The sequence below is a fragment of the Azonexus sp. IMCC34842 genome, assembly GCF_050368855.1.
Taxonomy (GTDB): Bacteria; Pseudomonadota; Gammaproteobacteria; order Burkholderiales; family Rhodocyclaceae; genus Azonexus; species Azonexus denitrificans_A.
In genome coordinates this window covers 3775311-3798871 of record NZ_CP178449.1, presented here as the reverse complement: position 1 = coordinate 3798871, position 23561 = coordinate 3775311, and the positions used below count along the sequence as shown (strand labels likewise).

The window sequence follows — 23561 nt, the reverse complement described above, 5'->3', positions numbered from 1 at the left end:
CTTATATAGCGCGGAAGACTGCGCCTTCCAGCCAGACCTCAAAGGGTTCGCAAGGGGCGACGGCGCTGCCTTGGACGTAGCTGATGCCGAGGTCTTTCAATTGCTTGATGGCCCAGATGTCGTCGATGCCTTCGGCGATCGAGTAGATATCCTGGTCGGCGGTGATTTCCTGGATGGCGCGCAATAGTGCGGTCGACGCGCGGTTTCCGCCGAGATCGCGGGTCAGGCTGCGGCTGAGCTTGACGTAGCCGGGGGAAATGCTGCGCAAGTGGCTGAACGATGACAGACCGCCACCGAAGTCATTGAGGCCGATCTGGCAGCCGAGGGCGCGGACTTGCCGCGAAAATTCGATGGCCTGGCTGGTCTGATGTGTTGAAACGTCTTCCGAGAAGATCAGGCATAGCCCGTTGCCGGAAAGATTATGGCTGGCCAGGCTGGCGGCGATGCTGTCGACCACCTCGCTGCGGCCGAGCGAGGCACCGGACAGCGGCACCAGGCAGTGCAGTGACTTGTTCTGGCGCTGGGCGCGCGCCAGGGCGTTGATTGCCGTTTCGACAAAACGCAGGTCGATGGTCGGCGCCAGATCGTAGCGCTCGGCGGCATCCATCAAGGCCGACAGGGCCACCGGCGGTTGTCCCGGTTCGTGCAGGCGGGCCGTCAGTTCGACCAGGTGTCCGGTCTGCGCATTGCTTTGCAGTGCGTGTAGCGGCATGGCTTCGATGTGCAGGCGATCGTCGGCCAGCGCGCAGGCAATCCGGGTCGACCAGCCATTGGTTTCATGGCGCCGTTCTTCGGTATTGAGCGGCTCCTGCTCACAAACCTGGTTGCGGCCGGTTTCCTTGGCGCGATAACAGGCGGAATCGCCGGCGGCAAGAATTTCGGTGATGTTGCGGACCCGACGGCTGAGCGGCGTCAGTCCGATACTGGCGCCGATGGCGAAGACCTTGTCTTGCCAGATAAAGCGATAGGCGGCGGCCAGGCCGCAGATATCCTCGGCCACCTGGCGGGCGCGCGGCCCGCCGCAGTTGGCCAGGATGATGCCGAATTCGTCGCCGCCGAGCCGGGCCAGGGTGTCTTCTTCGCGCAGGCGGCCCTGGAAGAGTTGCGATATCTGGCGCAGCAGTTCGTCGCCGGCCAGGTGGCCGCAGGTGTCGTTGACCGGCTTGAAACGGTCGAGGTCGATGAACAGGACGCTGCATTCCTCGCCGCCGGCCTGCACGCTGGTCAGTGCCTTGTCCAGTCGGTGCTCGAATTCGCGCCGGTTGAGCAGGCCGGTCAGGGCATCGTGGCGGGCCTGGAAGGCAAGCTGGGCGGTCGCTTCCTCGATGCGGCTCTGCATCGATTGATGCGCTTCCTGGATATGCGTGGCCATTTCGTTGAAGCCCTGCTCGAGTACGCCGATTTCGCCGCTCGAAGTGACCTGGACGCGACTGTTCAGATGGCCGGAGGACATTTCGCGCACGGCGTGCACCAGCTGCATGACTGGTTTGGCGAGGTTGTCAGCCATCGTCACGGCAAGAATGGCGAGGACCATCAGCCCGAAAAGCACGATAAGCAGGCCGCGATTGAGCAGGTCGCGCTGGCGGGTGGCGAGTTCGCTCTTGTCGAACTCGACGAAGATGTGGCCGATGACTTCTGGCGGAGTGTTCTTGTCGGCCGCGCCGGCCGGTTCGAACAAGGCATCGGTCTCGTTCAACGAACGTCTGACCGGGGCGCCGAACGCCACCCAGCGGTCGGTCTCGGCCACCTGGGTCGGCTCGTCGAGCGCCTGGCGCAGGGTCTCGCTGGCCAGCGAGACGCGGCCGCTGACGGCGATCGCCCGGCCCTTCTGGTTGACGATGATGGCCGCCTTGACGCTGGGTTCCTGGACGGTCGCCTGGGCCAGCCCGTGCAAACTCTCGATTTGCCCGGCAATGATGCCGTATTCGCTGATCGGCGCCAGGTAGCGAACAGTCGCCATGCCTTTGGTGCGCAGCTCCCCTTCCAGGGTGTGAATGCCGGAGATGGTGAAATAGGCGACCAGGGCGATGGCGATCACGGCGCTGGGAAGCAGTGTGAGCAGCAACAGGCGGTGGCGTAGAGTGAGTCGATTCATCGAGACTCCCGGTCGGCGAGCATGGCTTGCCGGATGGTGGCTTCGTCGGGAACGGAGAGGCCGAGGGCCTGGGCTACGTTCTGGTTGATGGCAATGGCAAAGAAGTTGGGTGCCGTCGGGGGCGGCAACGTTGGGCCGAGGCTGTTAACGATATCGGCCGTCTGGCGGGCGATCTGGGTGGGCGTCGAGTAGAGCGCGGCAAGTGCCCCGGCATTGACGAAGGCGGCCGAGAAGGCGATGACCGGCCGCTGGTGCCGGTAGGATGTGATCAGGATGGCCTTGATGTTGTCGCGCTTGAAGATCGTCCCGTCCGGGATGGCCAGCAAAGCGTTGATCCGGGGCAGCAGGGTGTTGAGGGCTGGTAGCAGGGTGCTGCTGGTATCGCTGTCTTCGCTGTCGAGGGTCAGGCCGGCATTGGCGAAGGCCTGGCGGAACTGCGTGGCGCTCGCCCGGGTTTCGCTGCTGAATAGCATGCCGATGCGTTTCTGGCCGGGCAGCAGATGACGCAAAAAAGCCGCCTGACGGCCGGGCGGCTGATCGAGATAAATGGCCGTGCTGCGGCTACGCCCCTTGTTGGTCTCGGCCAGGATCTTTTCGTAAGTCTGGCGGGGCAGCAGCGTGGCGATGATCGGCGCATTCGGGGCGCGCGCCAGCGTCTGACGCAGGGCCTCGCCGCCGGCCGTGACGATCAGGTCGGGCGCCGCGCTTGGCGGATCGCCGGCGGTCGGTTTTCCGCTCGTGGTGATTTTCCAGCTGCCGCCTTGCAGGGCTTCGCCAAGCGCACTGGCAAATTCGGCGTAGGGGCCGCCGTGGTCGCTGAGTGCCAGCGTAATGCTTCCCGCCCAGGCAATGGAGAGCGTGGCGGAGAATACGACGAAGGCGCGCAGCAGAAGGCGAAGCATCGCCCGAATATAGCTGCCGGGCTATGCCATGGCAATGGCTGTTTTCAGCGCCTAGCGAGCGCCCAGATAGCCGCTGATTCGGGCGGATAACTCGTCAACGGGGGTGGCAAAGGCAAATTTGGCGATGAAGCTGCCATCCGGGCCGAGCAGGAACATGCCAGCCGAGTGGTCGACCGCGTAATGCGCCGGGTCGCCGCCGGGTTCGCGAACCTTGGCGTAGCGGATCTTGAAATTGTCGGCGGCACGCCGAATCAAGGCCGGCGAGCCGGTCAGGCCGACGATGCGCGGGTCGAAAAAACCGGTATAGGTCTTCAGCACCTGGGCGCTGTCGCGCTCGGGGTCGACGGTGATGAAGATCGCCTGCAGGCGGCCGGCCTGGTCGCCAAGCTGCTTGAGGATGGCCGCCATTTCGACCAGCGTGGTCGGGCAGATGTCCGGACAGTAAGTGTAGCCAAAGGCGATCAGCTGAAAGCGGCCACGGAAGTCCTCGCTGGTCACCGAACGACCATTCGGGTCCTGCAGCAGGTAACGCGGATTGATCCCGACGTTTTCCTCGGCCACCGGCAAGGACGCCGTCTGGGCGGCTAGCGGGCCGCTCAGCGCGAGGGCCAGGAAAAGCGCGGGGAGGCGGCTCATCGGCTGGTCGGGAAGGCATCCTGCAGCTGTTTCTCGGCATCGCCGAGGCGGCCGGCCAGGGTCGCGGCATCGGGGCAGGGGGCGCCCTTGCCTTGCTCGAGATAGGCGGCATTGGTCGCCGCTTCGAAGGCTTCGCCGTTGGCCCGGGTTTTCGGTGCGCTGGTCTGTACGGCATTGCGCGCCCGGCTGACGATCGCCGGTTGCTGGCAGGCGAGGGCGATGCCGTTGATCTGGCCGATGGCGGCGATCGCCGCGCTGCCGGCGTCGGCGGCAAGGCTGGCGGTGCTGAGGCCGGCCAGCGTCAGCATGAGGATGGAGGCAGCAAGTTTCATGAGCGGTTTCCGGAAAGTGGACAGTGGATTATAGGCGGCGGCCTGGCGCTGGCTTTTTCACAGATCAAAAATAGCGAGTAATTGCGGCAAGCCTTCGCTGATGGCGACCGGCCCGGGCGTCAGGATGATCGCCGACTTGATTTCATGCATCCGTCCGCTGCGCACGGCGCTGACGTCCGTCCAGCCGGGGCGGGCGGCAATATGTTCAGGACGGAAGTGCTTGCCGCACCACGAGCCGATGATGATCTCCGGGTCGCGGCCGACGACTTCCAGCGGGTCGGCCAGGATGCGGTCGCGGGCCAGTGGCAGGGCGGCGCGCTCGGGGAAGATGTTTTCGCCGCCGGCGATCGCGATCATTTCCGAGACCCAGCGCACGGCGGTGATGTTCGGCTCGTCCCATTCCTCGAAATAGACGCGCGGCCGGTGCCCGGTGCGGGCGAAGCGTTCGGCGGCGATGGCGCGGGTCTGGTCGATCTGCGCTTCGAGCTCGCCGACCAGCTCGGCTGCCCTGGCCTCGGCGCCGACCAGGCGGCCCAAGGTTTCGACCATGCCGAGAATGTCCTCGACGCTGCGCATGTTGAAGGCGTACACCGGCACGCCGGCCTTGATCAGGTCGCGCGCGATGTCGGCCTGGAGGTCGGAGAAGGTGAGCACCAGGTCGGGCTGCACGGCGAGAATCTTGTCGATGTCGCCGGTGGTGAAGGCATAGACCTTGGGCTTTTCCTTGCGCGCCTGCGGCGGCCGCACGGTATAGCCGGAAATGCCGGCGATGCGGTCCTGTTCGCCGAGGGCATAAAGGACTTCGACGGTCTCGGTGGTCAGGCAGACGATGCGTTGCGGCAGGCGGCTCATTTGGCCGGCCGCCGGCTGCGTGCGACATCGAGGTCGGCGCACAGCTTCTCGGCGCCGTCGAGGATGCGCGGCGTGTGGCGCTGCATGATGTCGGGGTTGATGTGGAAAAGGTTGCCGCGCTTGACCGCGGTCATCCGGGTCCATTTGTCCCAGTCATGCAGCCACTCCGGCCGGGCATCGCCCATGCCGGTGGCGATGATGACTTCCGGGTCGGCTTCGAGCACGGCCTCGACGCTGACCGTCGGCGCCATGTGCGCCAGGTGGCCGAAGACATTGTCGCCGCCGCACAGCTTGATCGCGTCGCTGATGATTTGCGGCCCGCCGACCGTCATCAGCGGCGCTTTCCAGATCTGGTAAAAAACCCGTACTTTCGGTTTGTTGGCATAGCTCGCGCGCAGTCCCTCAAGTCGTTTGCGGAAACGTTCGGCGGCGAGCTTGGCGCCAGCCTCGGTGCCGGCCAGCCGGCCCATCTGCTCAAGTTGATAGGCGATATTGGCCATGGTGTTGGGCTGCGAGACATAGACGGTGAGGCCGAGTGCCTTCAGCTTGTCGACCTGCGTCAGGTTGTTGCCGCTTTCCCAGGCGAGGACCAGGTCCGGCTTGAGTGCCGCCACCGCTTCCAGGTCGACGCGCGAATAGCCGCCGACCCGCGGCACTTTCTTCGCTTCCGCCGGGTAATCGCTGTACTCGACGGTGCCGACCAGCTTGTCGCCGGCCCCCGCGGCATAGAGGGTTTCGGCGGCATGCGGGGCGAGGGTGATGATGCGCTTGGCCGGCCCCTTGAGGCGGACCTCCTGGCCGGTGTCGTCCTTGACGACGAGATCGGCGCGGGCGACCGGCAGCAGGGCGAAGGCGACGGCGAAGGCCGCGACGTGACGAACAAGCGGACGGTTTTTCATGCGGGTTTCCAGGTGTCGAGGGCGCCTGCCAGGCGTTGCCATTCGGCTTCGCTGCCCGGCAGGCCGAAACGGAGCAGCGGCTGTTGTTCGTAGCGGCGAACGAGAATGCCCTGGCTGGCCAGCGCTTCGTGCAGTTCCACTGCATGCGGGGTGTTCAGCGTGGCGAACAGGGCGGCGGATTTTGCTTCGCCGAGCGGCGCCAGCAATTGCTGCAGGCGTTGCCCAGCCGCCACCAGACGGGGCCGCATCGCGCTTTGCCAGGCACTGTCGGCGAGCGCCAGACGCACCGCCTCGCGTGACGGACCGGCGACGGTCCACGGACCCATCGCATCGTTCATCCGGTTGAGCAGGTCGGGCGCCGTGAACAGGAAGCCGACGCGGGCCCCGGCTAGCCCGAAGAATTTGCCGGGCGAGCGCAGCACGATCAGATTCGGCGCTTCGGCGGTGCCGGCCAGCGGCGTCAGGCTGTCCTCCGGCGTGGCGTCGATGAAAGCCTCGTCGACGACCAGCCAGCCGCCGCGTTTTTTCAGCTGCTGCGCGGCATCCACCACCAGTTCGCGCGGGTGCCGGTCGGCCGTCGGGTTGTTCGGATTGCACAGCAGCACATAGGGCGTCGCGGCGGCCAGGGCGCGCGGCAAAGTGGCGTTCTGCAGAAAGCGCAGGCGGTGCCCGGCGCGGCTCCAGGCCTGCGGGTGTTCGGCATAGATCGGGCTGATACAGGCGACGACGGCGCGTGGCAGCAGCATCGGCAGGAGCTGGATGGCGGCTTGCGAGCCGGCCACCGGCAGCAGCTGGTCGTTGCCGTAATAGGCGGCGGCTGCCGCTTCCAGCCCGTCACCGGCTTCCGGCAGGCGCTGCCAGCAACTGGCCGGCAAGGCCGGCACCGGCCAGCCTTGCGGGTTGATGCCGGTGGACAGGTCGAGCCAGTTGGCCAGCGGAATAGCGTAGTGGACTGCGGCTTCGCGCAGACGGCCACCATGTTCAAGCATGCAGGAATCCGATCATCAAAAAGACCGTTAGCCAGAGCAGCACGCTGCGCCGGATCAGGCTAATCGCCCGACCGAGGTCGGCCGCCATTGGCGGCGGGCCGTCGCCGAGCGGCGGCCGGATTTCTTCCTGGCCGTGGTAAATGGCGGCGCCGCCCAGCCGCACGCCGAGGCTGCCGGCCCCGGCCGCCATCACCGGGCCGGCATTCGGGCTGTCCCAGCCCGGGGCTTGCGTCCGCCAGCAATTCAGGGCGCTGCGCGTCCGGCCGAGCAGGGCGTAGGTCAATGCGGTCAGGCGGGCCGGCAGCCAGTTGAGGCCGTCATCGAGGCGGGCGGCGGCCCAGCCGAAATGCGTAAAGCGTTCGGTGCGGTAACCCCACATCGCATCGAGCGTGTTGGCCAGCCGGAACAACAGGGCGCCGGGGCCGCCGAGCAGGGCGAACCAGAACAGCGCGCCGAAGATGCCGTCGTTGCCGTTTTCCAGCACCGATTCGACGCCGGCCTTGGCGACGCCGGACTCATCGAGTTGCGATGTTTCACGGGAAACAATCCAGCCTACCCGCTGCCGGGCCTCCTCCAGCCGGCCTTCGCGCAGCGGTCGGGCGACGGCTTCGGCGTGCTCGGCGAGGCTGCGGGCGCCAAGCGCGAAGTAGAGCAGGACGACATCGACGATGAACGGGGCGAACGGACGGAGCAGGGCCGCCAGGGCGACGCCGGGGCCGACTGCGAGCAGCCAGGCGAGAAGGCCGGCGAAGCGCGTCCGCCGGTTCAGCCGCTGCTCGATGGCCGCCGCCAGATGGCCGAAGCCGACCAGCGGATGCCAGCGCCGCACCTCGCCAAACAGGCGGTCGAGCGCGACGGCGGCGACGGCCGCCAGCGGCATGGCGAAGGCTGCGAAGCTCAGGCTCATGCGGGGAAAATGCCTTGTGTCTGGATCTCGCTCTGCATGGTGCGCAATGCCGTGATCAGCGGCGCATTCTGTCCGGCATCCGTGGCACCCCACTGATCGAAATAGAGCAGTTCATCGATCGGCAGGCGCGGCAGCCAGCCGGCCTGTTCCAGCTCCGGCTTGTCCTTGAAATGGCTGACCTGGCCGATGCACAGGTAGGCGATCGGCACGATGTGCTGTGGAATACCGAGTGCGTCCTGCAGCGCCTTCTCGTGAAAGATGCTGACCCAGCCGACGCCCAGCCCTTCGGCGCGGGCCGCCAGCCAGAGGTTCTGCACGGCGCAGACGCTGGAGTAGAGATCCATGGTCGGCATGTGGGTGCGGCCGAGGACGACCGGGCCGCTGCGCGAGCGGTCGCAGGTGATGCACAGGTTGAGCGGCGCTTCGACGATGCCCTGAAGTTTGAGCCGGCTGTAGATCTCGCGTTTCTCGTTCGGGAACATCCGCGCCGCTTCGCCGTTCGCCTCGGCAAAGACATCATGGACGCGCTGCTTGACCTCGGGCGAACGGACCAGCAGAAAGTTCCACGGCTGCATGAAGCCAACCGACGGCGCATGGTGGGCCGCCATCAGCACGCGGCTGAGCACCTCGTCCGGGACCGGATCGGGCAGGAACTGGCCGCGCACGTCGCGCCGGCTGAAAATCGCGTGATACACCGCCGCCCGGTCGGCGTCGGAAAATGCGTGCGCCATTGGCGCGAATGGGTTTTCCATGGATTCCCCTTCTGGAAAAACGGCAGCTGCCTGGCCGTGCAGCCTGAACTGATCTCCCGGCCGGTCTTCTGACTTGGACTCAGCCGGCCGATGCGCCTTCCCGGCTGGCGCCAGTGGCTTGTGCATCGCCCGTCATCCATACAGCGCTGGGCACGTGGCGGATTCGCACCGCCTTCCCGATTCTCCGTTCAACCTGGGCGGAACGGCACCTGGAGACACTCCCCCGATCGAAATCGGGCGAGGGCGATGCTAAGCGAGCGTGCGGCAAGTGGCAAGTGCGATTATCCTCGCCCTTTTGTTCAAGGCTTTCCCCCATGTCCTGCCTGTCGCTGATGGTCCAAGGCACTACCTCCGATGCCGGTAAATCGACCCTGGTCGCCGCCTTGTGCCGCATTCTGAAACGCCGTGGCGTGCGCGTCGCGCCGTTCAAGCCGCAGAACATGGCGCTCAATTCGGCGGTGACGGTGGATGGCGGCGAGATCGGCCGGGCCCAGGCATTGCAGGCGCTGGCCGCCGGGCTGGCGCCGCATACCGACTTCAACCCGGTGCTGTTGAAGCCGACCACCGACAAGAAGGCGCAGGTCATCATTCACGGCCAGGTCGCCACCGATCTCGATGCCAAGGCTTATCACGCCTACAAGCCGCGGGCGATGGGGGCGGTGCTTGAGTCCTGGGGGCGGCTGACCGCGGCCTACGAGTGCGTGGTCGTCGAAGGGGCCGGTTCGCCGGCTGAAATCAATCTGCGCGACCGCGACATCGCCAACATGGGCTTTGCCGAGGCCGTCGACTGCCCGGTGATCCTGATCGCCGACATCGACCGTGGCGGCGTGTTCGCCCATCTGGTCGGCACGCTCGATCTGCTCTCGCCATCCGAGCAGAACCGGGTCAAGGGCTTCGTCATCAACCGCTTTCGCGGCGACATCGGCCTGCTCGAATCCGGCCTGACTTGGCTGGAAGAGCGGACCGGCAAACCGGTGCTCGGCGTCTTGCCCTATCTGCACGGGCTAATGCTCGATGCCGAGGATGCCATCGCGACGGCCGCGGTGGCGGGTAAAAAGACGGCCAAACTGAAAGTAGTGGCGCCGGCCTATCCGCGCGTTTCCAACCACAACGATCTCGACCCGCTGCGGCTGCATCCGGAAGTCGATTTTCGCTGGATCGGGCCGGGCGAAACGCCGCCGGCCGCCGACCTGATCGTCTTGCCCGGGTCGAAGGCGGTGCGGGCCGATCTCGGCTGGCTACGCGAACAGGGTTGGGCGACGGCGATCCAGAAACATCTGCGCTACGGCGGCAAGGTAGTCGGCCTGTGCGGCGGCTACCAGATGCTCGGCCGGATGATCGACGATCCGCTGGGACTGGAAGGTCTGGCCGGCAGCACGCAGGGGCTGGCTGTGCTCGACGTCGAAACGACGCTGGAAACGGAGAAGCAGCTACGTAATGTGAGCGGTCACTTGGCGCTGCCGGGCCGGCCGACGATGACCGGTTATGAAATCCACCTCGGCGTGACGGGGGGCGCCGGGCTGGCGCAGGGCGCCGTGCAGTTGGCCGATGGCCGTAGCGACGGCGCCATTTCGGCCGACAACCAGATATTCGCCACCTACTGCCATGGTGTATTCGACCACCCCGATGCCCTCACCGCGCTGCTGGCCTGGGCCGGCATGACGGAGAGCGAACAGGTCGATTTCGCGGCCCGCCGCGAAGCCGATCTCGACCGTCTGGCCGATTCGGTCGAGGCGGCGCTCGACTGGGGAAAACTGGCGCCCTACCTGCCGGCCGGGCCGGCGCAGACTCAGGCCGACGTACGCAGCGTGTAGGCCAGGCAAAGCCGCATCGGAATGTCGGCGGCCGTGAACAAATCGGTCAGTTCGTTGGCGCTCAGGGTATCCGGGGCGACGCTGACGCGCCCGTTGCCGGCTTCGAAGACCGGCGTTTCGAGCAGGGCGGCGCGCGAACTTTCGAGGGCCAGAAACACCTCGGCTTCGAGGCTGGTGCTGGATAGCACGAGGAAGTGAATCGCCGGGGCCGGGACGCGGGCCAGCGGGGTGTCGCCGAGCAGGCGCGGCAGCGGCGTGCTGCGGACACGCGCATCCTCTTCCAGGCGCCAGGGCCAGACATAGAGTCCGCCAGCCTCGTCCGGCCGGCCAATACGCACCGGCAGTCCGGCGCTCTTTTCGATCAGTGTGCACAGCGCGGTCAGGCGGGTGTGGAGCGGCATGGCGTTCTCCTGAATAGGCCAGATTGAAATTCAGGTTAGCACAGCGGGCTAGCCGCTGCGTCAGTTAGCGGCCGGCTTCAGGCTGAGCGGCAGGCCGGCGGCGACCAGCGTTACGCGCTCGCAGACGGTGGCGACGCGCTGGTTCAGCCGGCCCTGCTCGTCGGCGAACAGCCGGGAGACCGGATGCATCGGCACGATGCCCCAGCCGACTTCGTTGGAAACGACAATGATCCGCCCCGGCAAGCGCGGCAACAGCTCGATCAGCGCCGTCGTTTCGGCATCGAGCAGCGGGCAGCCGATGGCCTCGCCGGCTTCGGCCTGGGCGGCGGCCTGACCGGCGAACAGCAGGTTGGACAGCCACAGCGTCAGGCAATCGACCAGGATGCAGCGATCGGCCGCCGCCAGCTCGCGCAGGCGGGCGGCGAGGTGCAGGGTTTCTTCGGCGCAGCCCCAGTCGGCCGGGCGGCGCTCGCGGTGGTGGGCGATGCGGCGGTTCATTTCGCCGTCGCGCGCTTCGGCCGTCGCCAGATAAACGACGTGCAGTCCGCATTCCGCTGCCCGCTTCTCGGCCAGCAGGCTCTTGCCCGAACGGGCGCCGCCAAGGATCAGTTCTTTCATGGCCGGAACTGTAGGTGATTGCGTGGCTTCCCGGCAAGCCGGATAATTCGCCCCGATTCGATAAAACGGAACACGGTGCAAATCCGTGGCGGGCCCGCCGCTGTAATCGGGGACGGATGTCGTGAAATGCCACTGCCTATGGGGAAACAGACCCGGCGGGAAGGTACGACGATCCGGCTGATCCGAAAGCCAGAAGACCTATCGCATCATTTTGGGCTGGAAGCCTGTGGACAGGGCTTCGCGGTGGCGTTTTCGCAAACGTTGCCGCGAGGCCCTTTTGTTTTTTTGAACAGGAAGAATCGGATGCATTCAAAATTCACCATCACCGCCCCGGACCAGGGGCTGGCCGCTGCGCTGCAGCAGAAGATCGACCAGAAGACCAAGCCGCTCGGCGCGCTCGGCCAGCTTGAAGCGGTCGCCAAGCAGATCGGCCTGATCCAGCAGCGCCTCGACCCGGAATTCGGCCAGCCGCACATGCTGGTCTTCGCCGGCGACCACGGCGCGGCCAAGGCCGGCGTGTCGGCTTACCCGCAGGACGTCACCTGGCAGATGGTCGAGAACTTTCTCGCCGGCGGGGCCGCGATCAACGTTTTCGCCCGTCAGAACGACCTCCATCTGGCGATCATCGATGCCGGCGTGGCGCATGATTTCGGCAAGCGGCCGGGCTTGATCAACGCCAAGGTGGCGTCCGGCACGGCCAATTACCTCGAAGAACCGGCGATGACCGCCGCGCAATGCGCCGTGGCCGTCGAGCGGGGGGCGGAATTCATCCGCAATCTGGCGGCCAACGGTTGCAATCTGGTCGGTTTTGGCGAAATGGGCATCGGCAATACGGCCGCCGCCTCGCTGATCACCCATTGCCTGACCGGCGTCTCGCTGGCCGCCTGCGTCGGGCGCGGCACCGGGCTCGACGATGCCGGCCTGCAGCGCAAGCAGGGCCTGCTTGAACAGGCGCTGCGGCGTTACCGGGCGGCCGGCGGCGGCGACCAGCCGGCGGCCGTGCTGGCCGAGTTCGGCGGTTTCGAAATCGCCATGATGGTGGGGGCCATGCTGGCCGCCGCCGAAGCCAAGATGGTCATGCTGATCGACGGCTTCATCGTCGGTTCGGCGGCGCTGGTCGCGGCCCGTCTGGTGCCGGCGGTCGCCGACTACTGCATCTTCTGCCACCGCTCGGCCGAAGCCGGTCATGCCGCCCAACTGAAGGCGCTGGCTGCCGAACCCTTGCTCGATCTGGGCTTGCGCCTGGGCGAAGGGACCGGCGCGGCACTGGCCTATCCGCTGGTCCTGGCGGCGATCAATTTCCTTGGCGAAATGGCCAGTTTCGAATCGGCCGGCGTTTCGGATAAAGAGTGATGCTGCGCCGCGAGCTCGCGTATTTCTTCGGCGCCATCCGCTTCTTCACGAGGCTGCCGGTGCCCGCCTGGGTCGGGCATTCGGGCGAGGCGCTGAACCACTCGGCCCGCTATTTTCCGGCCGTCGGCCTGCTGATCGGCGGCCTCGGCGGGCTGGTCTATCTCGCGGCGGCAGCGTTCTGGCCGGCGCCGGTCGCCGTGCTGCTGGCCATGGCGGCAACCATCTACGCGACCGGCGCCTTCCACGAGGACGGCCTGTCGGATACCGTCGATGGTCTGGGTGGTGGCTGGGAAAAGCAGCGCATTCTGGACATCATGAAGGACTCGCGGGTCGGCAGTTACGGCGCGGTGGCCACGGTGCTGGCCTTGCTCGGCAAATTCACGCTGCTCGCCGCGCTCGATCCGGCACTGCTGCCGCTCGCGCTGCTGGCCGGCCATGCCTTGTCGCGCTTCTGCGCGACGCTGCTGCTGGCCGGCATGGACTACGCCCGCGACGACCAATTGTCGAAGGCCAAGCCGCTGGCCAACCGCCTGTCCGGCGGCGCGTTGCTGGTCGCGCTGGCCTTCGTGCTGGCGGCGCTGGTCTGGCTGCCCTGGCCCCAGGCCGTCGCCGGCTGCGCCCTGGCCGCGCTGGTCACAGTATGGCTGGCCGGCAAATTCAAGCGCTGGCTCGGCGGCTATACCGGCGATTGTCTCGGGGCAGTGCAGCAGGTCAGCGAGATTGCCTTCTACCTTGGTCTGCTGGCGCACTGGCCGAATTGACTCAGCCGAAAATGATGATTTTCAGCCGCTCGAAAAAATCAAGACTGGCCCACCAGACGAAGCCGTTTTCGCGGAATTTTGCCCCGGAGGGGGTCAGCGCGAGCGTTCTGGCCCCCAATTCGGTCAGCCCGGCCTCGGCAATGAAGCCTTCGTCCATCAAATAGCGGGCGATGACCGGCTGCACCTGTTGCCCATCGAGAATCCAGCGCGTGCCAAAGCCGTCATCGGCGCCGTGCAACATCAGGATCGGCTGATGGGCGCCCATCAGCTGCAGCACCTTGAGCGTTTCGGCGCGATTGGGGATGAAGGATGTCAGATGCGAGCCCATGGGCAATTCGATTGTGTCGTCTATCCGAAATTCCCTGATTATTTGCATTGTCAAACAGATAATCTTGGTCAACCGTGCATCAAGTCGCGGTTCATCAACTGAAGCCTGGTTTTTTACCATGATCCTGCACCTGATCCGTCACCCGAAACCCCAGATCGAGCCGGGCATCTGCTATGGCCGGCTGGATATTCCGGCCGAAGATCCGGCGGCCGTCGCTCGCAGCCTGCTTGGCGAACTGCCGGCCGGTTTGCCGCTGTGGAGCAGTCCGTTGCGCCGCTGCCGGATGCTGGCGGAGCAGTTGAGCAGCCAGCCGAGCTTTGACGAGCGGCTGCTTGAAATGGATTTCGGCAGCTGGGAGGGCCGGCGCTGGGACGATATTCCGCGCGCCGAACTCGATGCCTGGGCGGCCGATGTCGCTGGCTATGCCCCGCCGGGCGGCGAATCGCCCCGCCAGTTGCAGCGCCGGGCGCTCGATTTCGTGGCCGGGCTGGCCGTGCCGGAAGCCGTCATCGTCACCCATGCCGGGGTGATCCGCACCTTGTTGGCGCATTGGCAGGGTTTGCCGCCCGAGCAATGGCCGCAACTGGTTTTCGCTTACGGATCGCGCACGACTGTCGAAGTCCCCCGGTAAAATGCTGCCCATGGAAACTTTCAATCCTTTGCGCGATGCCGTGCCGCTCGCCGAGATCAAGCGGGTGCTGGTCATCAAGTTGCGTCACCACGGCGATGTGCTGGTCAGTTCGCCGGTCTTCTCGGTACTCAAGGCGCATGTTCCGCAGGTCGAGATCGATGCGCTGGTTTACGCCGATACGGCCGAGATGCTGACTTTCCATCCGGCCATTGCCAGCGTGCACACCATCGACCGCAAGTGGAAGCAGCTCGGCGCCATCGGCCAGCTCAAGGCCGAACTGGCGCTGTTCAACAGCTTGAAGGCGCGCCATTACGATCTGATCATCCACCTTACCGAACACTGGCGCGGCGCCTGGCTGTGCCGCCTGCTCAAGCCGCGCTGGTCGGTCGGGCCGGCGGTCGGCGGGCGCAGCAAGCGCTGGCGGCAGAGTTTCACCCATCTCCAGACGGCACCGCGCAATGCCTTGCGTCACATGGCCGAGACCAATCTCGATGCGCTGCGCCGGCTCGGCATCCAGCCCGGCGCGGACGAACGGCGCCTGACGCTGGTCCCGGGGGCGGCCGCCGAGGCCAGCGTGGCGGCGCATCTGCACGGCTTTGGTTTGGCCGGCGGCGATTTCATCCATGTCCATCCGGCCTCGCGCTGGTTCTTCAAGTGCTGGCCGGTCGAGCACATGGCGGCGCTGGTCGGGCGCTTGCAGGCCGAGGGCCACGCCGTGCTGCTGACCGCGGCGCCGAGCAAGGACGAGCAGGCGATGCTGGAAGCGATCCAGGCCCGGCTCAGTCAGCCGGCCTTGGCGCTTTCCGGCCAGCTGTCGCTGAAGGAACTGGCGGCGCTGACCCAAGCGGCAAAACTATTCATCGGCGTCGATTCGGCGCCGATGCATATTGCTGCGGCAGTCGGCACGCCGACCGTCGCCTTGTTCGGGCCGTCCGGCGACAAGCAGTGGGGGCCGTGGGGCGTGCCGTTTCGCGTCATCAGCAGCCAGCAGCATCCCTGTCGGCCGTGCGGTATCGACGGCTGCGGCGGCGGCAAGGTCAGCGACTGCCTGACTTCGCTAAGCGTCGATGCCGTGCTGGACGCCGCCCACGAACTGCTCGCCCGGTGAAGATCGCCATCGTCCGTCAGCGCTACAACCCCTACGGCGGGGCGGAGCGCTTCGTCGAGCGGGCGCTCGGCGCACTGGCCGGCGAGGGGGCCGAGGTGACGCTCATCACGCGCAGCTGGGACGGTGCGCCGCGTGAAGGTTTCCGGCAGATCACCTGCGATCCGTCCTATTCCCGGCTGTTCGGCGGTCGGGCGGCGCGTGACCGGAGTTTCGCCAACTGCGCCCGGCGGGAAATGGCGCAGGGCGGCTTCGACATCACCCAGTCGCACGAACGGATTCCCGGCTGCATGATCTTTCGCGCCGGTGACGGCGTGCATGCCGCCTGGCTAGATCACCGGGCCCGCGTGCTGACGCCGCTGCAGCGGCTGAGCCAGCGCTGGTCCGCCTACCATCGCTACGTGCTGGCCGCCGAGCGGGCGATGTTCGCCGACCCGGCCCTGCGCACGGTGATCTGCAATTCGCAGATGGTGGCCGATGAGATTGAGCGCTATTACGCCGTCGACCGCAGCAAGTTGCCGGTCATCTACAACGGCGTCGATACGACGGTTTTCCATCCCGGGCTGGCCGACGAATTTCGTCAGACGATGCGGGCGCAGGCCGGCATTGCCCGGCGGGCACCGGTGCTGCTTTTCGTCGGCAGCGGTTTCGAGCGCAAGGGCGTGCCGCAGCTGCTGCGGGCGGCGGCCAGGATGCGCCGGGTCGAGACGCGCCTGGTCATCGTCGGCGCCGACCGCAAGCTGGCGGCGATGCAGGCCCTGGCCGCCCGGCTCGGGCTGGCCGGCCGCGTTCACTTTACCGGCCCGCTGAAGGATGTCCGGCCCTGGTATGGCGCGGCCGACGGTTTCGTCCTGCCGACCCTCTACGACCCCTGTCCGAATGCCGCGCTGGAGGCGCTGGCCTGCGGCTTGCCGATCGTCACCTCGACGACCTGCGGCGCGCAGGAGTGGGTACGGCCGGGCAAAAATGGCTGGGTGGTCGATGCCGTCGATAGCGCCGAACTGGCCGACCGCCTCGACGATCTCGCCGCGCTGGCCGGCGATCCGACGGTCCGGGCGGCGGCCCGGGCGGTTGCCGAACCGCTCACCCTGCCGGCGATGGCCGACCGGCTGCTGGCGCTCTACCGTTCGCTCGGCTAGGGCGTTCTTGCGCAGGTATAATCCTGCCCTTCACTTTTAGCTTCAAGGATTTGCATGTCGAATGACATGACCAGCCGTGAGCTCTACCTCCGGCTGCTGACCTATGTTCGCCCGTACTGGAAAGTTTTTGCTGCGGGTCTCGCGGCAATGGGCCTGTCGGCACTGGCCGAGCCGGTGTTTCCGGCGATGATGAAAAAGCTGCTGGATGACGGCTTTTCGCAGTCGGCCGGAGAATGGGACTGGCTGATCTATCCGCTGGCCATCATGGGCATCTTCCTCGCTCGCGCGGTGTTCGGCTTCATCGGCGAATATGCGATGAGCTGGGTTTCGAACAATGTGGTGACCGAATTGCGCCAGGCGATGTTCGCCCGCATGGTCCGCTTGCCGACCCGCTATTACAGCGACAACCTGTCCGGTCGGCTGATGTCGCGCATCGCCTATGACGTGACCGGTGTAGCCGGTGCGGCGACCAATGCACTGACTTCGCTGATCAAGGATTCGCTGGCCATTGTCGGTCTGATGGCCTGGCTGCTCTACCTGAACTGGCAACTGACGCTGATCACGCTCTCCGTCGTTCCCTTCATTGCCTATGTCGTCCGTACCTTCAGCAAGCGCTTGCGCGCAGTCGCCAAGGGGCAGCAGGAATCGATGGGGCGGATTACGCAGGTCTTGCAGGAGGCGATCGAGGGCCACAAGGTGGTCAAGATTTTCGGCGGTCAGACCTACGAGGAAGACCGTTTTTACAAGTCGGTACGTGAACAGCGTCGTCTGGCAATGCGGGCCACGATGGCGGTGGCGGCACAAAGTCCGATCGTGCAATTCTTCGCCGCTGCTGGTGTTGCCATCATCATGGGCGTCGCCTTGAAGCAGGCCAATACCGAGCAGACGACGGTCGGCAGTTTCGTTTCCTTCATCACCGCGATGCTGATGATCCTGCCGCCGCTGCGCCGGATCACCGACGTCAATGCCCCGATTCAGCGTGGCCTGGCTTCGGCTGAGAGCGTTTTCTCGTTGATTGATGAGGCCTCTGAGGCGGATGAAGGTAAGGAAGAGTTGGGGCGGGCAAGGGGTTTGGTCGAGTTCGACAAGGTTTTGTTTACTTACCCTGGTGCCGAGCGCCCCGCCCTGGATGCGCTGTCCCTGACCATTCGCCCCGGCGAGTGTGTCGCGTTGGTTGGCCCTTCGGGTAGCGGCAAGACGACGGCGGCCAATCTGCTGCCGCGTTTCTATGCCATCGAAGGCGGTGAAATCCGCGTCGATGGTCATGCCCTGCCCAACATCCGTCTGAACAGCCTGCGCGACAACATCGCGCTGGTCAGCCAGGATGTCGTGCTGTTCAACGACACCATCGCCGCGAATATCGCCTATGGCGGCAAGCGCGATGCGACGCTGGAAGAAATCCGCGCCGCCGCCAAGGCCGCGCACGCGCTGGAATTCATCGATACGCTGCCGGAAGGCCTCGACACGATGATCGGCGAAAACGGCGTCAAGCTGTCCGGCGGTCAGCGCCAGCGCCTGGCCATCGCCCGCGCCATCCTGAAGGACGCGCCGATCCTGATTCTCGACGAAGCCACCTCGGCCCTCGACACCGAGTCGGAACGCCATGTCCAGGCGGCGCTCGACGAGCTGATGCGCGGCCGCAGCACGCTGGTCATCGCCCACCGGCTGTCCACCATCGAACGGGCCGACCGCATCGTCGCGCTGGCCCACGGCCAGAAGCAGGAGGAAGGTTCGCACGCCGAACTGCTGGCCCACGACGGCCTGTACGCCCGACTCTACCGGATGCAAAAGGCGGAAGAGGGCGCGGCGTAATGCGCATCCTGCACACGGAGTCCTCGACGGGCTGGGGTGGCCAGGAAAACCGCACGATCAACGAACTGGTCAGCATGCGCGACCGGGGGCATGAACTGGCCGTGCTCAGCCGGCCTGGGGCTCGCATTCTCGAGCGGGCGAAGGAACTGGGCTTTCCGACCTTCGCCGTCGACATGCGCGGCGCCATCGATTTGCCAAATATCCTGCGCTTGCGCGGTGTCATCAAGCGGTTCGGGGCCGATATCGTCAATACGCACAGTGGTCGCGATACGCAACTGGCTGGTATGGCGGCGCACACGCTATTCAGGCGGCCACGCATCGTCCGGACCCGCCATTTGGCGCTGCCCATCACCTCCAAATTCACCTACAGTGTGCTGCCGGATCACGTGGTGACGGTCAGCAAGTTTGTCGAGAATTTTTTGGTTGCGTCCGGCGTGCCGCGAGAGCGTATTACAACAGTCCCGACCGGCGTCGATTTCGCCCGTTATGATCGGGCCAGCATGGCCGGTCACCTGCGCGAGGAGTTGGGGGTGTCGGCCGATACGCTGTTGGTCGGTACGGTGGCCATCCTGCGTGTCAAGAAAGGGCATAACGAAATTCTCGATGCTGTTCCCGCCGTGCTGCAGCGTTTTCCAACTGCACACTTTGTCTTTGCCGGGGATGGGCCGCAGACGGCAAATCTGACCAGGCGTATTGCCGTCGAAGGCCTTGGCGATCGCGTGCATATGCTGGGCTTGCGTCGCGATGTAACCAATATCCTGGCTTCGCTTGATGTCTTCGTCCTGCCCACGCATCAGGAAGCTTTGGGGACAGCATTCATCGAGGCTGGCGCGATGGGCTTGCCCGTTGTCGCGACCGATGTGGATGGCGTTCCGGAGGTGGTCCAGGATGGGCGGACCGGATTGCTCGTCCCGCTGCAGGATGGTGCGGCGGTTGCCGAGGCGATTTGCCGCTTGTTGGCTGATCCGGTCTACCGCGAGAGCATGGGCAGAAATGCTGCAGAGTTTGTGCGTCGGGTGTTCTCCCGCGAAGTTATGGCGCAAGGGATGGAGCAATTGTATAAACGCTTGCTGGAGAGGCGCTAATGCTCGGGCAGCCTTTGCCCGTGTTGATGTACCACCATGTCAGCCCTCAACCCGGGTTGGTTACCTGCTCGCCGGAGAACTTTCGTGCGCAGATGGAATGGCTGGCGAAGAATGGCTGGCGCACGCTGTCTACGGCAGCATTCGCGGAATCGCTGGCTAGTGGCGTGTTGCCGAAGAAGAGTGTGCTGATCACCTTCGATGACGGTTACCTTGACAATTGGGTGTACGCCCATCCAGTGCTGCAGGAGTTTGGTCTGCGAGCAACAGTTTTCCTGATTACCGGTTGGGTCGGCAACGGACCGGTGCGGCCACATGTTGGCCAAGCCGGCGTGCCGGCGGTGCCGAACCACAAAAAAGCCATGACCGATGCCGGTGCGGGGCGGTTCGACGATGCCTTCCTGCGTTGGTCGGAAGTAGAGATGATGCTTGCCGCCGGTACCGTCGATTTCCATTCGCATACGCATACGCACACGCGCTGGGACCGTATTATCGCTGACCCGTCGGCGCGGGATGCGGCACTGACGGACGATCTGAATGCTTCGCGCGCCTCGCTGGCGTCGCGTCTGGGTGAGGCGACGTCGCACCTGTGCTGGCCGCAGGGGTATTTCGATGATCGGTACCGGCAAGTTGCCTTGGCTACCGGATTCACTCACCTGTACACCACGGAGCATGGTGTCGTGCGTTCCGGCTGTGAGCCAGCCCGCCTGCCACGCATTGTGGCCAAGGATAAAGGGGGGCACTGGTTTGGCCGCCGTATGGGGATTTACGGACACCCCTTGCTGTCGGCCTTGTACCTTGCCGTCAAGAATCGCTGATATGGCCCATTCGCTGATTTCCCGCGATAACCCACGTTTGCTGGTGATCTGCGTCGCACGTTTCGGCGACACGCTGTTGATTACACCGACGGTTGCGGCATTGAAAGAGCGATGGCCGAATTCGCACCTAACCGTCATGGCCCACCCGGGGCGCGTCGAGGTGCTGCGCCATCTGGATTGCATTGATCACCTGGCCGGGATCACCAAGCATCGTGCTCGTTGGCTCGGTTGGCGGCCGGGGAGGCCGTTTGACGCGGCTTTGATTTACGGTGAGGAGCCCACGTTGGCCCGGTTCGCCCGGCGTGTGGCGCGGCAAGTGATCGGGTTCGCGGGACGCAATAAACCGGCTTACGATGCAGCGCTGACCATCTCTGTAGCTCGTCCGGAGCAGCCGATGCTGGCTGCGGCGGAACGAGCCTTGCTGCTTGGGCCTTTGGGGGTCGTAGCCCGGAGTCTGCACCTGTGTTATGTCAGTAGTGCTCGCGAGCAGGCGGAGGCGCTTGATTTTATTGAGCAGCGCGGCTGGAAAAATCGACGCCTGGTTGGTTTTCAGTTGCAGAGTTTTCCGACCAAAGCTTACCGAGATTGGCCAGTGGGCCATTTCACTGAATTGGCTCAACGCTTGTTGGTACGTTATCCGGACATTCAGATTGTGCTGCTGGGAGGGCCGGAAAGTCAGGGTTTGGCAATTCAGCTTGCCCATGCCTTGGGTGAACGGGTGAACAGTTTGGCCGGCAGTTTCTCGATGCGCCAGAACGCCGCGCTGATCGCGCAATTGGCTCTGTATGTGGGGGTCGATACCGGACCAACTCATTTGGCTGGAGCGCTGGATGTGCCGATGGTGGCGATGTACCACTGCTTCCACCCTGGGCGTTTCCTGGCGCCGCAGGCGCATCCGGCGTTGACCGTTGTCGAACATCCAGCTGTGCAGATTAGTCGCGATGCCTGTATGGCGGAGATTTCCGTGGATACGATTTTTTCCGCGGCATGCGCCTATTTGGACAAGAAATGAAAATTGCATTCATTGATGTAACGACAACGGTTTTTGTCGGAGGCATCCAAACTGCGGTTTGGCAACTCGCCATGGCGCTGGCCGACATGGGGCACGAGGTCACCGTTTACGGCGGGAGCGGAAATGCAGTTCCGGATTTTGGCGGGCGGGCTATTACCGTCCGAACCTTCCCGTTTACGCCACGCAAGCGTTTTCTAAATTTGGGTGTTCGTTTCCGCAAGTTGGCCGAGCGTCTGAGTTTTGCCCGGCATGCCCGTCATGAGGTTGCGGCAGCGAACAACGATTGGGTCATCCTGACCAAGCCCTTCGATTTTGTTTGGCCGTGGCTTATGCCAAAAGGCAGCAAGACGCGTTTTGCCTTCATGAGTGGAGGTACTGACTTCTTTCGCGGCGATCGTTGGCTGGCCAAAGGCGTTGATGCTTTTGTTGCCTGTAGCCATTTCAATGCATGGCAAATTTCTGCTCATTTCAAACGCTTTCCCGGTGTGATCTATAACGGTGTCGATGTAGAGCAATTTCAACCGGGGCTGCGTAATGCCGAGCACCGGCGGCAACTGGTGAGCGGCGATAACGAGATATTATTTGCTTTTGCCGGCCGCGTCGTTGGTTGGAAAGGCATGGAAATCGCGGTCAGGGCGCTGGCCGAACCCGTTTTAAGAGACTTGGCGGTTCGTCTTCTGATTATCGGTGAAGGCGATGCCAAGCCGGGATTGGCAAGATTGGCTGAGCAACTTGGTGTCGCGGAGCGGGTCGTATTCCAGGGCGCGGTGCCGCACAAGGAACTACCTGCCTGGTACGCGCTGGCGGATGCCGGGGTGTTCCCGAGCATTGCCGATGAAGCTTTTGGCATTACGATTGCCGAAGCAATGGCTTGCGGCCTGCCGGTGATCGGTAGCTATATCGGCGGCATTCCCGAAGTAATCGGTAACGAGGAAGTTTCCGGCTTGCTTGTCCCGGTGGCCGACTGCCGGGCGCTGGCCGGGGCGATGGCCCGGCTGGCAACAGATGCCGAATTACGTATGAGTCTGGGGCGAAATGCCAGGCAGCGAATTGAGCAAAGATTTACTTGGCGCCAGTCAGCCGAGCGCCTGCTGGGCAATTTGCAGAGATGACGCAGCCTGTTAGCAGGAAGGCTGCTGTGAAGGAGCGCGGAGGCGAGACAAAAGCCATGGCAGGGCTCCGCATGCTTTACGTTTTTCCGGAGCCACTACCCTTGCCGAGGGCGCGTGGTTTGCAGGTTGCACATTTTGTCCGGGCACTTGCCTTGCAGGGTGTGCAAATTACCTTGGCGTACGTGCCCAGCGAAGGCGGTCATCCCTTTACACCGATTGGGCACGAAGTACCGGAAAATGTGACTTTGTTGCCATTGTCGCGCCAGTTGTGGGTGACCCGCATCAAATCGAACCGCTTGTTCATGTGGCGTCTTTCCCGCTGGCTAAGGCGGCAGGAAAAAACAGAGCGGTTACCGTCGATTGTGTTTTTCCGCCACATCAAGGCGGCGGCTCAGTTCGCGGGAGCCTTTCCCCGCATCCCTTTCCTTTACGAAGCACATGAGGTATTTGCCCATACGGCCAAACCGACTCAACGTGCCCGGCTGCATTCCCTGGAAAATATGGTTCTGGAAAAGGCAGCTCTGATAGTCGCGAATTCCAGAGGGTCGGCTGATGGGTTGAGAGAAACCTTTGGCTTGAGCAAACCGATATGGGTGTTGCCAAATGGAGTGGATTACCCGGATGCCTTGCCGCCAAAGCCTTGGTCGGAAAGCCGCTGGCATCTGATATACGCCGGCAGTCTGTTTGGTTGGAAAGGTGTGGACGATCTTGTCGATGCGATGGATCTCCTGCCGGAATATCATCTGACGGTAATTGGAGGCAGTCGGGAGCAGATAGAGCGCCTGAAGATGCGCCCAGGCTACCCCGATGGGAGGATTTCTTTCCTCGGGCACCTTCCCCAGCACGAAGTGCAATCGTTGTTGGCTAAAGCCTGTGTCGCAATTTTGCCGAATCGTGCCGATACGGATAGTGCATTTACCTCGCCGCTCAAATTGTTCGAGTACATGGCGGCAGGTTGCGCCGTGGTCGCCACCGACCTTCCGGCAATACGCGAATTGCTGGGGAGCGATGGGGCGGGCTGGGCGGCAGCAAATACTCCCGCATCATTGGCACAGGCGATCCGGCAAGTGTGTGAGCGGCCGGATGGAGGGGCTCGCCTCGGCGAACTTTCGCGTAACAGGGTGCGTAAATTCACTTGGCAAAATCGCGGAAAAGAGCTGATTGAGCTTATTGCCGGTCTCGGCTGAAAAGCAGATTACGATGAATTGGGC

At 64.3% G+C, this 23561-nt stretch carries 24 protein-coding genes and 2 riboswitches; of the genes, 12 read left to right on the top strand and 12 right to left on the bottom strand.

Annotated elements, in window-relative coordinates:
* Position 1 precedes the first annotated feature (1 nt).
* From ACLIKD_RS18030 to bluB, 9 genes are read right to left on the bottom strand one after another with little or no spacing between them, the layout of a single operon-like run.
* Positions 2–2095: a diguanylate cyclase domain-containing protein gene (locus ACLIKD_RS18030; RefSeq protein ID WP_428826108.1), complete on the bottom strand. Its 2094-nt coding sequence runs from the start codon at positions 2093–2095 to the stop codon at positions 2–4.
* Entirely contained in the window at positions 2092–2997 is a 906-nt protein-coding gene (locus ACLIKD_RS18025; protein ID WP_428826107.1) for an ABC transporter substrate-binding protein, read from the bottom strand. The genes ACLIKD_RS18030 and ACLIKD_RS18025 overlap by 4 nt, the downstream gene beginning before the upstream one ends.
* 51 nt (positions 2998–3048) lie before the next feature.
* Positions 3049–3633, bottom strand: a complete 585-nt coding sequence (locus ACLIKD_RS18020; RefSeq protein WP_428826106.1) for an SCO family protein — start codon at positions 3631–3633, stop codon at positions 3049–3051.
* On the bottom strand, positions 3630–3965 hold the full coding sequence (locus ACLIKD_RS18015) for a hypothetical protein (RefSeq protein ID WP_226471995.1): 336 nt from the start codon (positions 3963–3965) through the stop codon (positions 3630–3632). The genes ACLIKD_RS18020 and ACLIKD_RS18015 overlap by 4 nt, the downstream gene beginning before the upstream one ends.
* A 57-nt stretch (positions 3966–4022) precedes the next feature.
* Positions 4023–4817: a cobalamin-binding protein gene (locus ACLIKD_RS18010; protein WP_428826105.1), complete on the bottom strand. Its 795-nt coding sequence runs from the start codon at positions 4815–4817 to the stop codon at positions 4023–4025.
* Complete coding sequence (locus ACLIKD_RS18005) at positions 4814–5716, bottom strand: cobalamin-binding protein (RefSeq protein ID WP_428826104.1); 903 nt, start codon at positions 5714–5716, stop codon at positions 4814–4816. Before ACLIKD_RS18005 ends, ACLIKD_RS18010 begins: the two co-directional genes overlap by 4 nt.
* Positions 5713–6705 carry a threonine-phosphate decarboxylase CobD gene (gene cobD, locus ACLIKD_RS18000; RefSeq protein WP_428826103.1) on the bottom strand — a complete coding sequence of 331 codons (993 nt, stop codon included), beginning with the start codon at positions 6703–6705 and terminating at the stop codon, positions 5713–5715. Before cobD ends, ACLIKD_RS18005 begins: the two co-directional genes overlap by 4 nt.
* Complete coding sequence (gene cbiB, locus ACLIKD_RS17995) at positions 6698–7612, bottom strand: adenosylcobinamide-phosphate synthase CbiB (RefSeq protein ID WP_428826102.1); 915 nt, start codon at positions 7610–7612, stop codon at positions 6698–6700. The genes cobD and cbiB overlap by 8 nt, the downstream gene beginning before the upstream one ends.
* Complete coding sequence (gene bluB, locus ACLIKD_RS17990; protein WP_428826101.1) at positions 7609–8364, bottom strand: 5,6-dimethylbenzimidazole synthase; 756 nt, start codon at positions 8362–8364, stop codon at positions 7609–7611. Before bluB ends, cbiB begins: the two co-directional genes overlap by 4 nt.
* Before the next feature lie 41 nt (positions 8365–8405).
* Positions 8406–8592, bottom strand: a riboswitch (cobalamin riboswitch).
* Positions 8593–8678: 86 nt separating this feature from the next.
* Between bluB and ACLIKD_RS17985 the strand changes: the two genes are divergently transcribed.
* Positions 8679–10178, top strand: coding sequence for a cobyric acid synthase (locus tag ACLIKD_RS17985; protein WP_428826100.1), 1500 nt, complete (start codon positions 8679–8681; stop codon positions 10176–10178).
* On the opposite strand, the gene ACLIKD_RS17980 is transcribed toward ACLIKD_RS17985, so the two are convergent.
* Both ACLIKD_RS17980 and cobU read right to left on the bottom strand, forming a co-directional pair.
* Positions 10154–10579 carry a Pvc16 family protein gene (locus tag ACLIKD_RS17980; RefSeq protein ID WP_226417925.1) on the bottom strand — a complete coding sequence of 142 codons (426 nt, stop codon included), beginning with the start codon at positions 10577–10579 and terminating at the stop codon, positions 10154–10156. The genes ACLIKD_RS17985 and ACLIKD_RS17980 overlap by 25 nt on opposite strands.
* 60 nt (positions 10580–10639) lie before the next feature.
* Positions 10640–11197 (bottom strand): bifunctional adenosylcobinamide kinase/adenosylcobinamide-phosphate guanylyltransferase, encoded by a 558-nt coding sequence (gene cobU, locus ACLIKD_RS17975; RefSeq protein WP_428826099.1) that lies wholly within the window; start codon positions 11195–11197, stop codon positions 10640–10642.
* Between the two features lie 41 nt (positions 11198–11238).
* Positions 11239–11417, top strand: a riboswitch (cobalamin riboswitch).
* Between the two features lie 83 nt (positions 11418–11500).
* Here cobU and cobT point away from each other — a divergent pair.
* Positions 11501–12550 carry a nicotinate-nucleotide--dimethylbenzimidazole phosphoribosyltransferase gene (cobT, locus tag ACLIKD_RS17970; RefSeq protein WP_428826098.1) on the top strand — a complete coding sequence of 350 codons (1050 nt, stop codon included), beginning with the start codon at positions 11501–11503 and terminating at the stop codon, positions 12548–12550.
* Positions 12550–13311 (top strand): adenosylcobinamide-GDP ribazoletransferase, encoded by a 762-nt coding sequence (locus ACLIKD_RS17965; RefSeq protein WP_428826097.1) that lies wholly within the window; start codon positions 12550–12552, stop codon positions 13309–13311. The genes cobT and ACLIKD_RS17965 overlap by 1 nt, the downstream gene beginning before the upstream one ends.
* Position 13312: 1 nt before the next feature.
* On the opposite strand, the gene ACLIKD_RS17960 is transcribed toward ACLIKD_RS17965, so the two are convergent.
* Positions 13313–13759: a hypothetical protein gene (locus tag ACLIKD_RS17960; protein ID WP_428826096.1), complete on the bottom strand. Its 447-nt coding sequence runs from the start codon at positions 13757–13759 to the stop codon at positions 13313–13315.
* On the opposite strand from ACLIKD_RS17960, the gene cobC reads away from it, so the two are divergent.
* From cobC to ACLIKD_RS17915, 9 genes are read left to right on the top strand one after another with little or no spacing between them, the layout of a single operon-like run.
* Entirely contained in the window at positions 13758–14270 is a 513-nt protein-coding gene (gene cobC / locus ACLIKD_RS17955; protein ID WP_428826095.1) for an alpha-ribazole phosphatase family protein, read from the top strand. The two genes, ACLIKD_RS17960 and cobC, sit on opposite strands and share 2 nt — an antisense overlap.
* 10 nt (positions 14271–14280) lie before the next feature.
* Positions 14281–15378, top strand: a complete 1098-nt coding sequence (gene rfaQ / locus ACLIKD_RS17950) for a putative lipopolysaccharide heptosyltransferase III (RefSeq protein WP_428826094.1) — start codon at positions 14281–14283, stop codon at positions 15376–15378.
* Positions 15375–16514 (top strand): glycosyltransferase family 4 protein, encoded by a 1140-nt coding sequence (locus ACLIKD_RS17945; protein ID WP_428826093.1) that lies wholly within the window; start codon positions 15375–15377, stop codon positions 16512–16514. Before rfaQ ends, ACLIKD_RS17945 begins: the two co-directional genes overlap by 4 nt.
* A 54-nt stretch (positions 16515–16568) precedes the next feature.
* Positions 16569–18326, top strand: a complete 1758-nt coding sequence (gene msbA, locus ACLIKD_RS17940) for a lipid A export permease/ATP-binding protein MsbA (RefSeq protein ID WP_428826092.1) — start codon at positions 16569–16571, stop codon at positions 18324–18326.
* Positions 18326–19411 (top strand): glycosyltransferase family 4 protein, encoded by a 1086-nt coding sequence (locus ACLIKD_RS17935; protein WP_428826091.1) that lies wholly within the window; start codon positions 18326–18328, stop codon positions 19409–19411. The genes msbA and ACLIKD_RS17935 overlap by 1 nt, the downstream gene beginning before the upstream one ends.
* Entirely contained in the window at positions 19411–20226 is an 816-nt protein-coding gene (locus ACLIKD_RS17930) for a polysaccharide deacetylase family protein (RefSeq protein WP_428826090.1), read from the top strand. Before ACLIKD_RS17935 ends, ACLIKD_RS17930 begins: the two co-directional genes overlap by 1 nt.
* A gap of 1 nt (position 20227) precedes the next feature.
* The gene (locus tag ACLIKD_RS17925) at positions 20228–21238 is read left to right on the top strand and encodes a glycosyltransferase family 9 protein (RefSeq protein WP_428826089.1); all 1011 of its coding nucleotides are present in this window, start codon (positions 20228–20230) and stop codon (positions 21236–21238) included.
* Complete coding sequence (locus tag ACLIKD_RS17920) at positions 21235–22350, top strand: glycosyltransferase family 4 protein (protein ID WP_428826088.1); 1116 nt, start codon at positions 21235–21237, stop codon at positions 22348–22350. Before ACLIKD_RS17925 ends, ACLIKD_RS17920 begins: the two co-directional genes overlap by 4 nt.
* Positions 22351–22376: 26 nt before the next feature.
* Positions 22377–23537, top strand: a complete 1161-nt coding sequence (locus ACLIKD_RS17915; protein WP_428826087.1) for a glycosyltransferase family 4 protein — start codon at positions 22377–22379, stop codon at positions 23535–23537.
* The last annotated feature ends 24 nt before the right edge of the window (positions 23538–23561 follow it).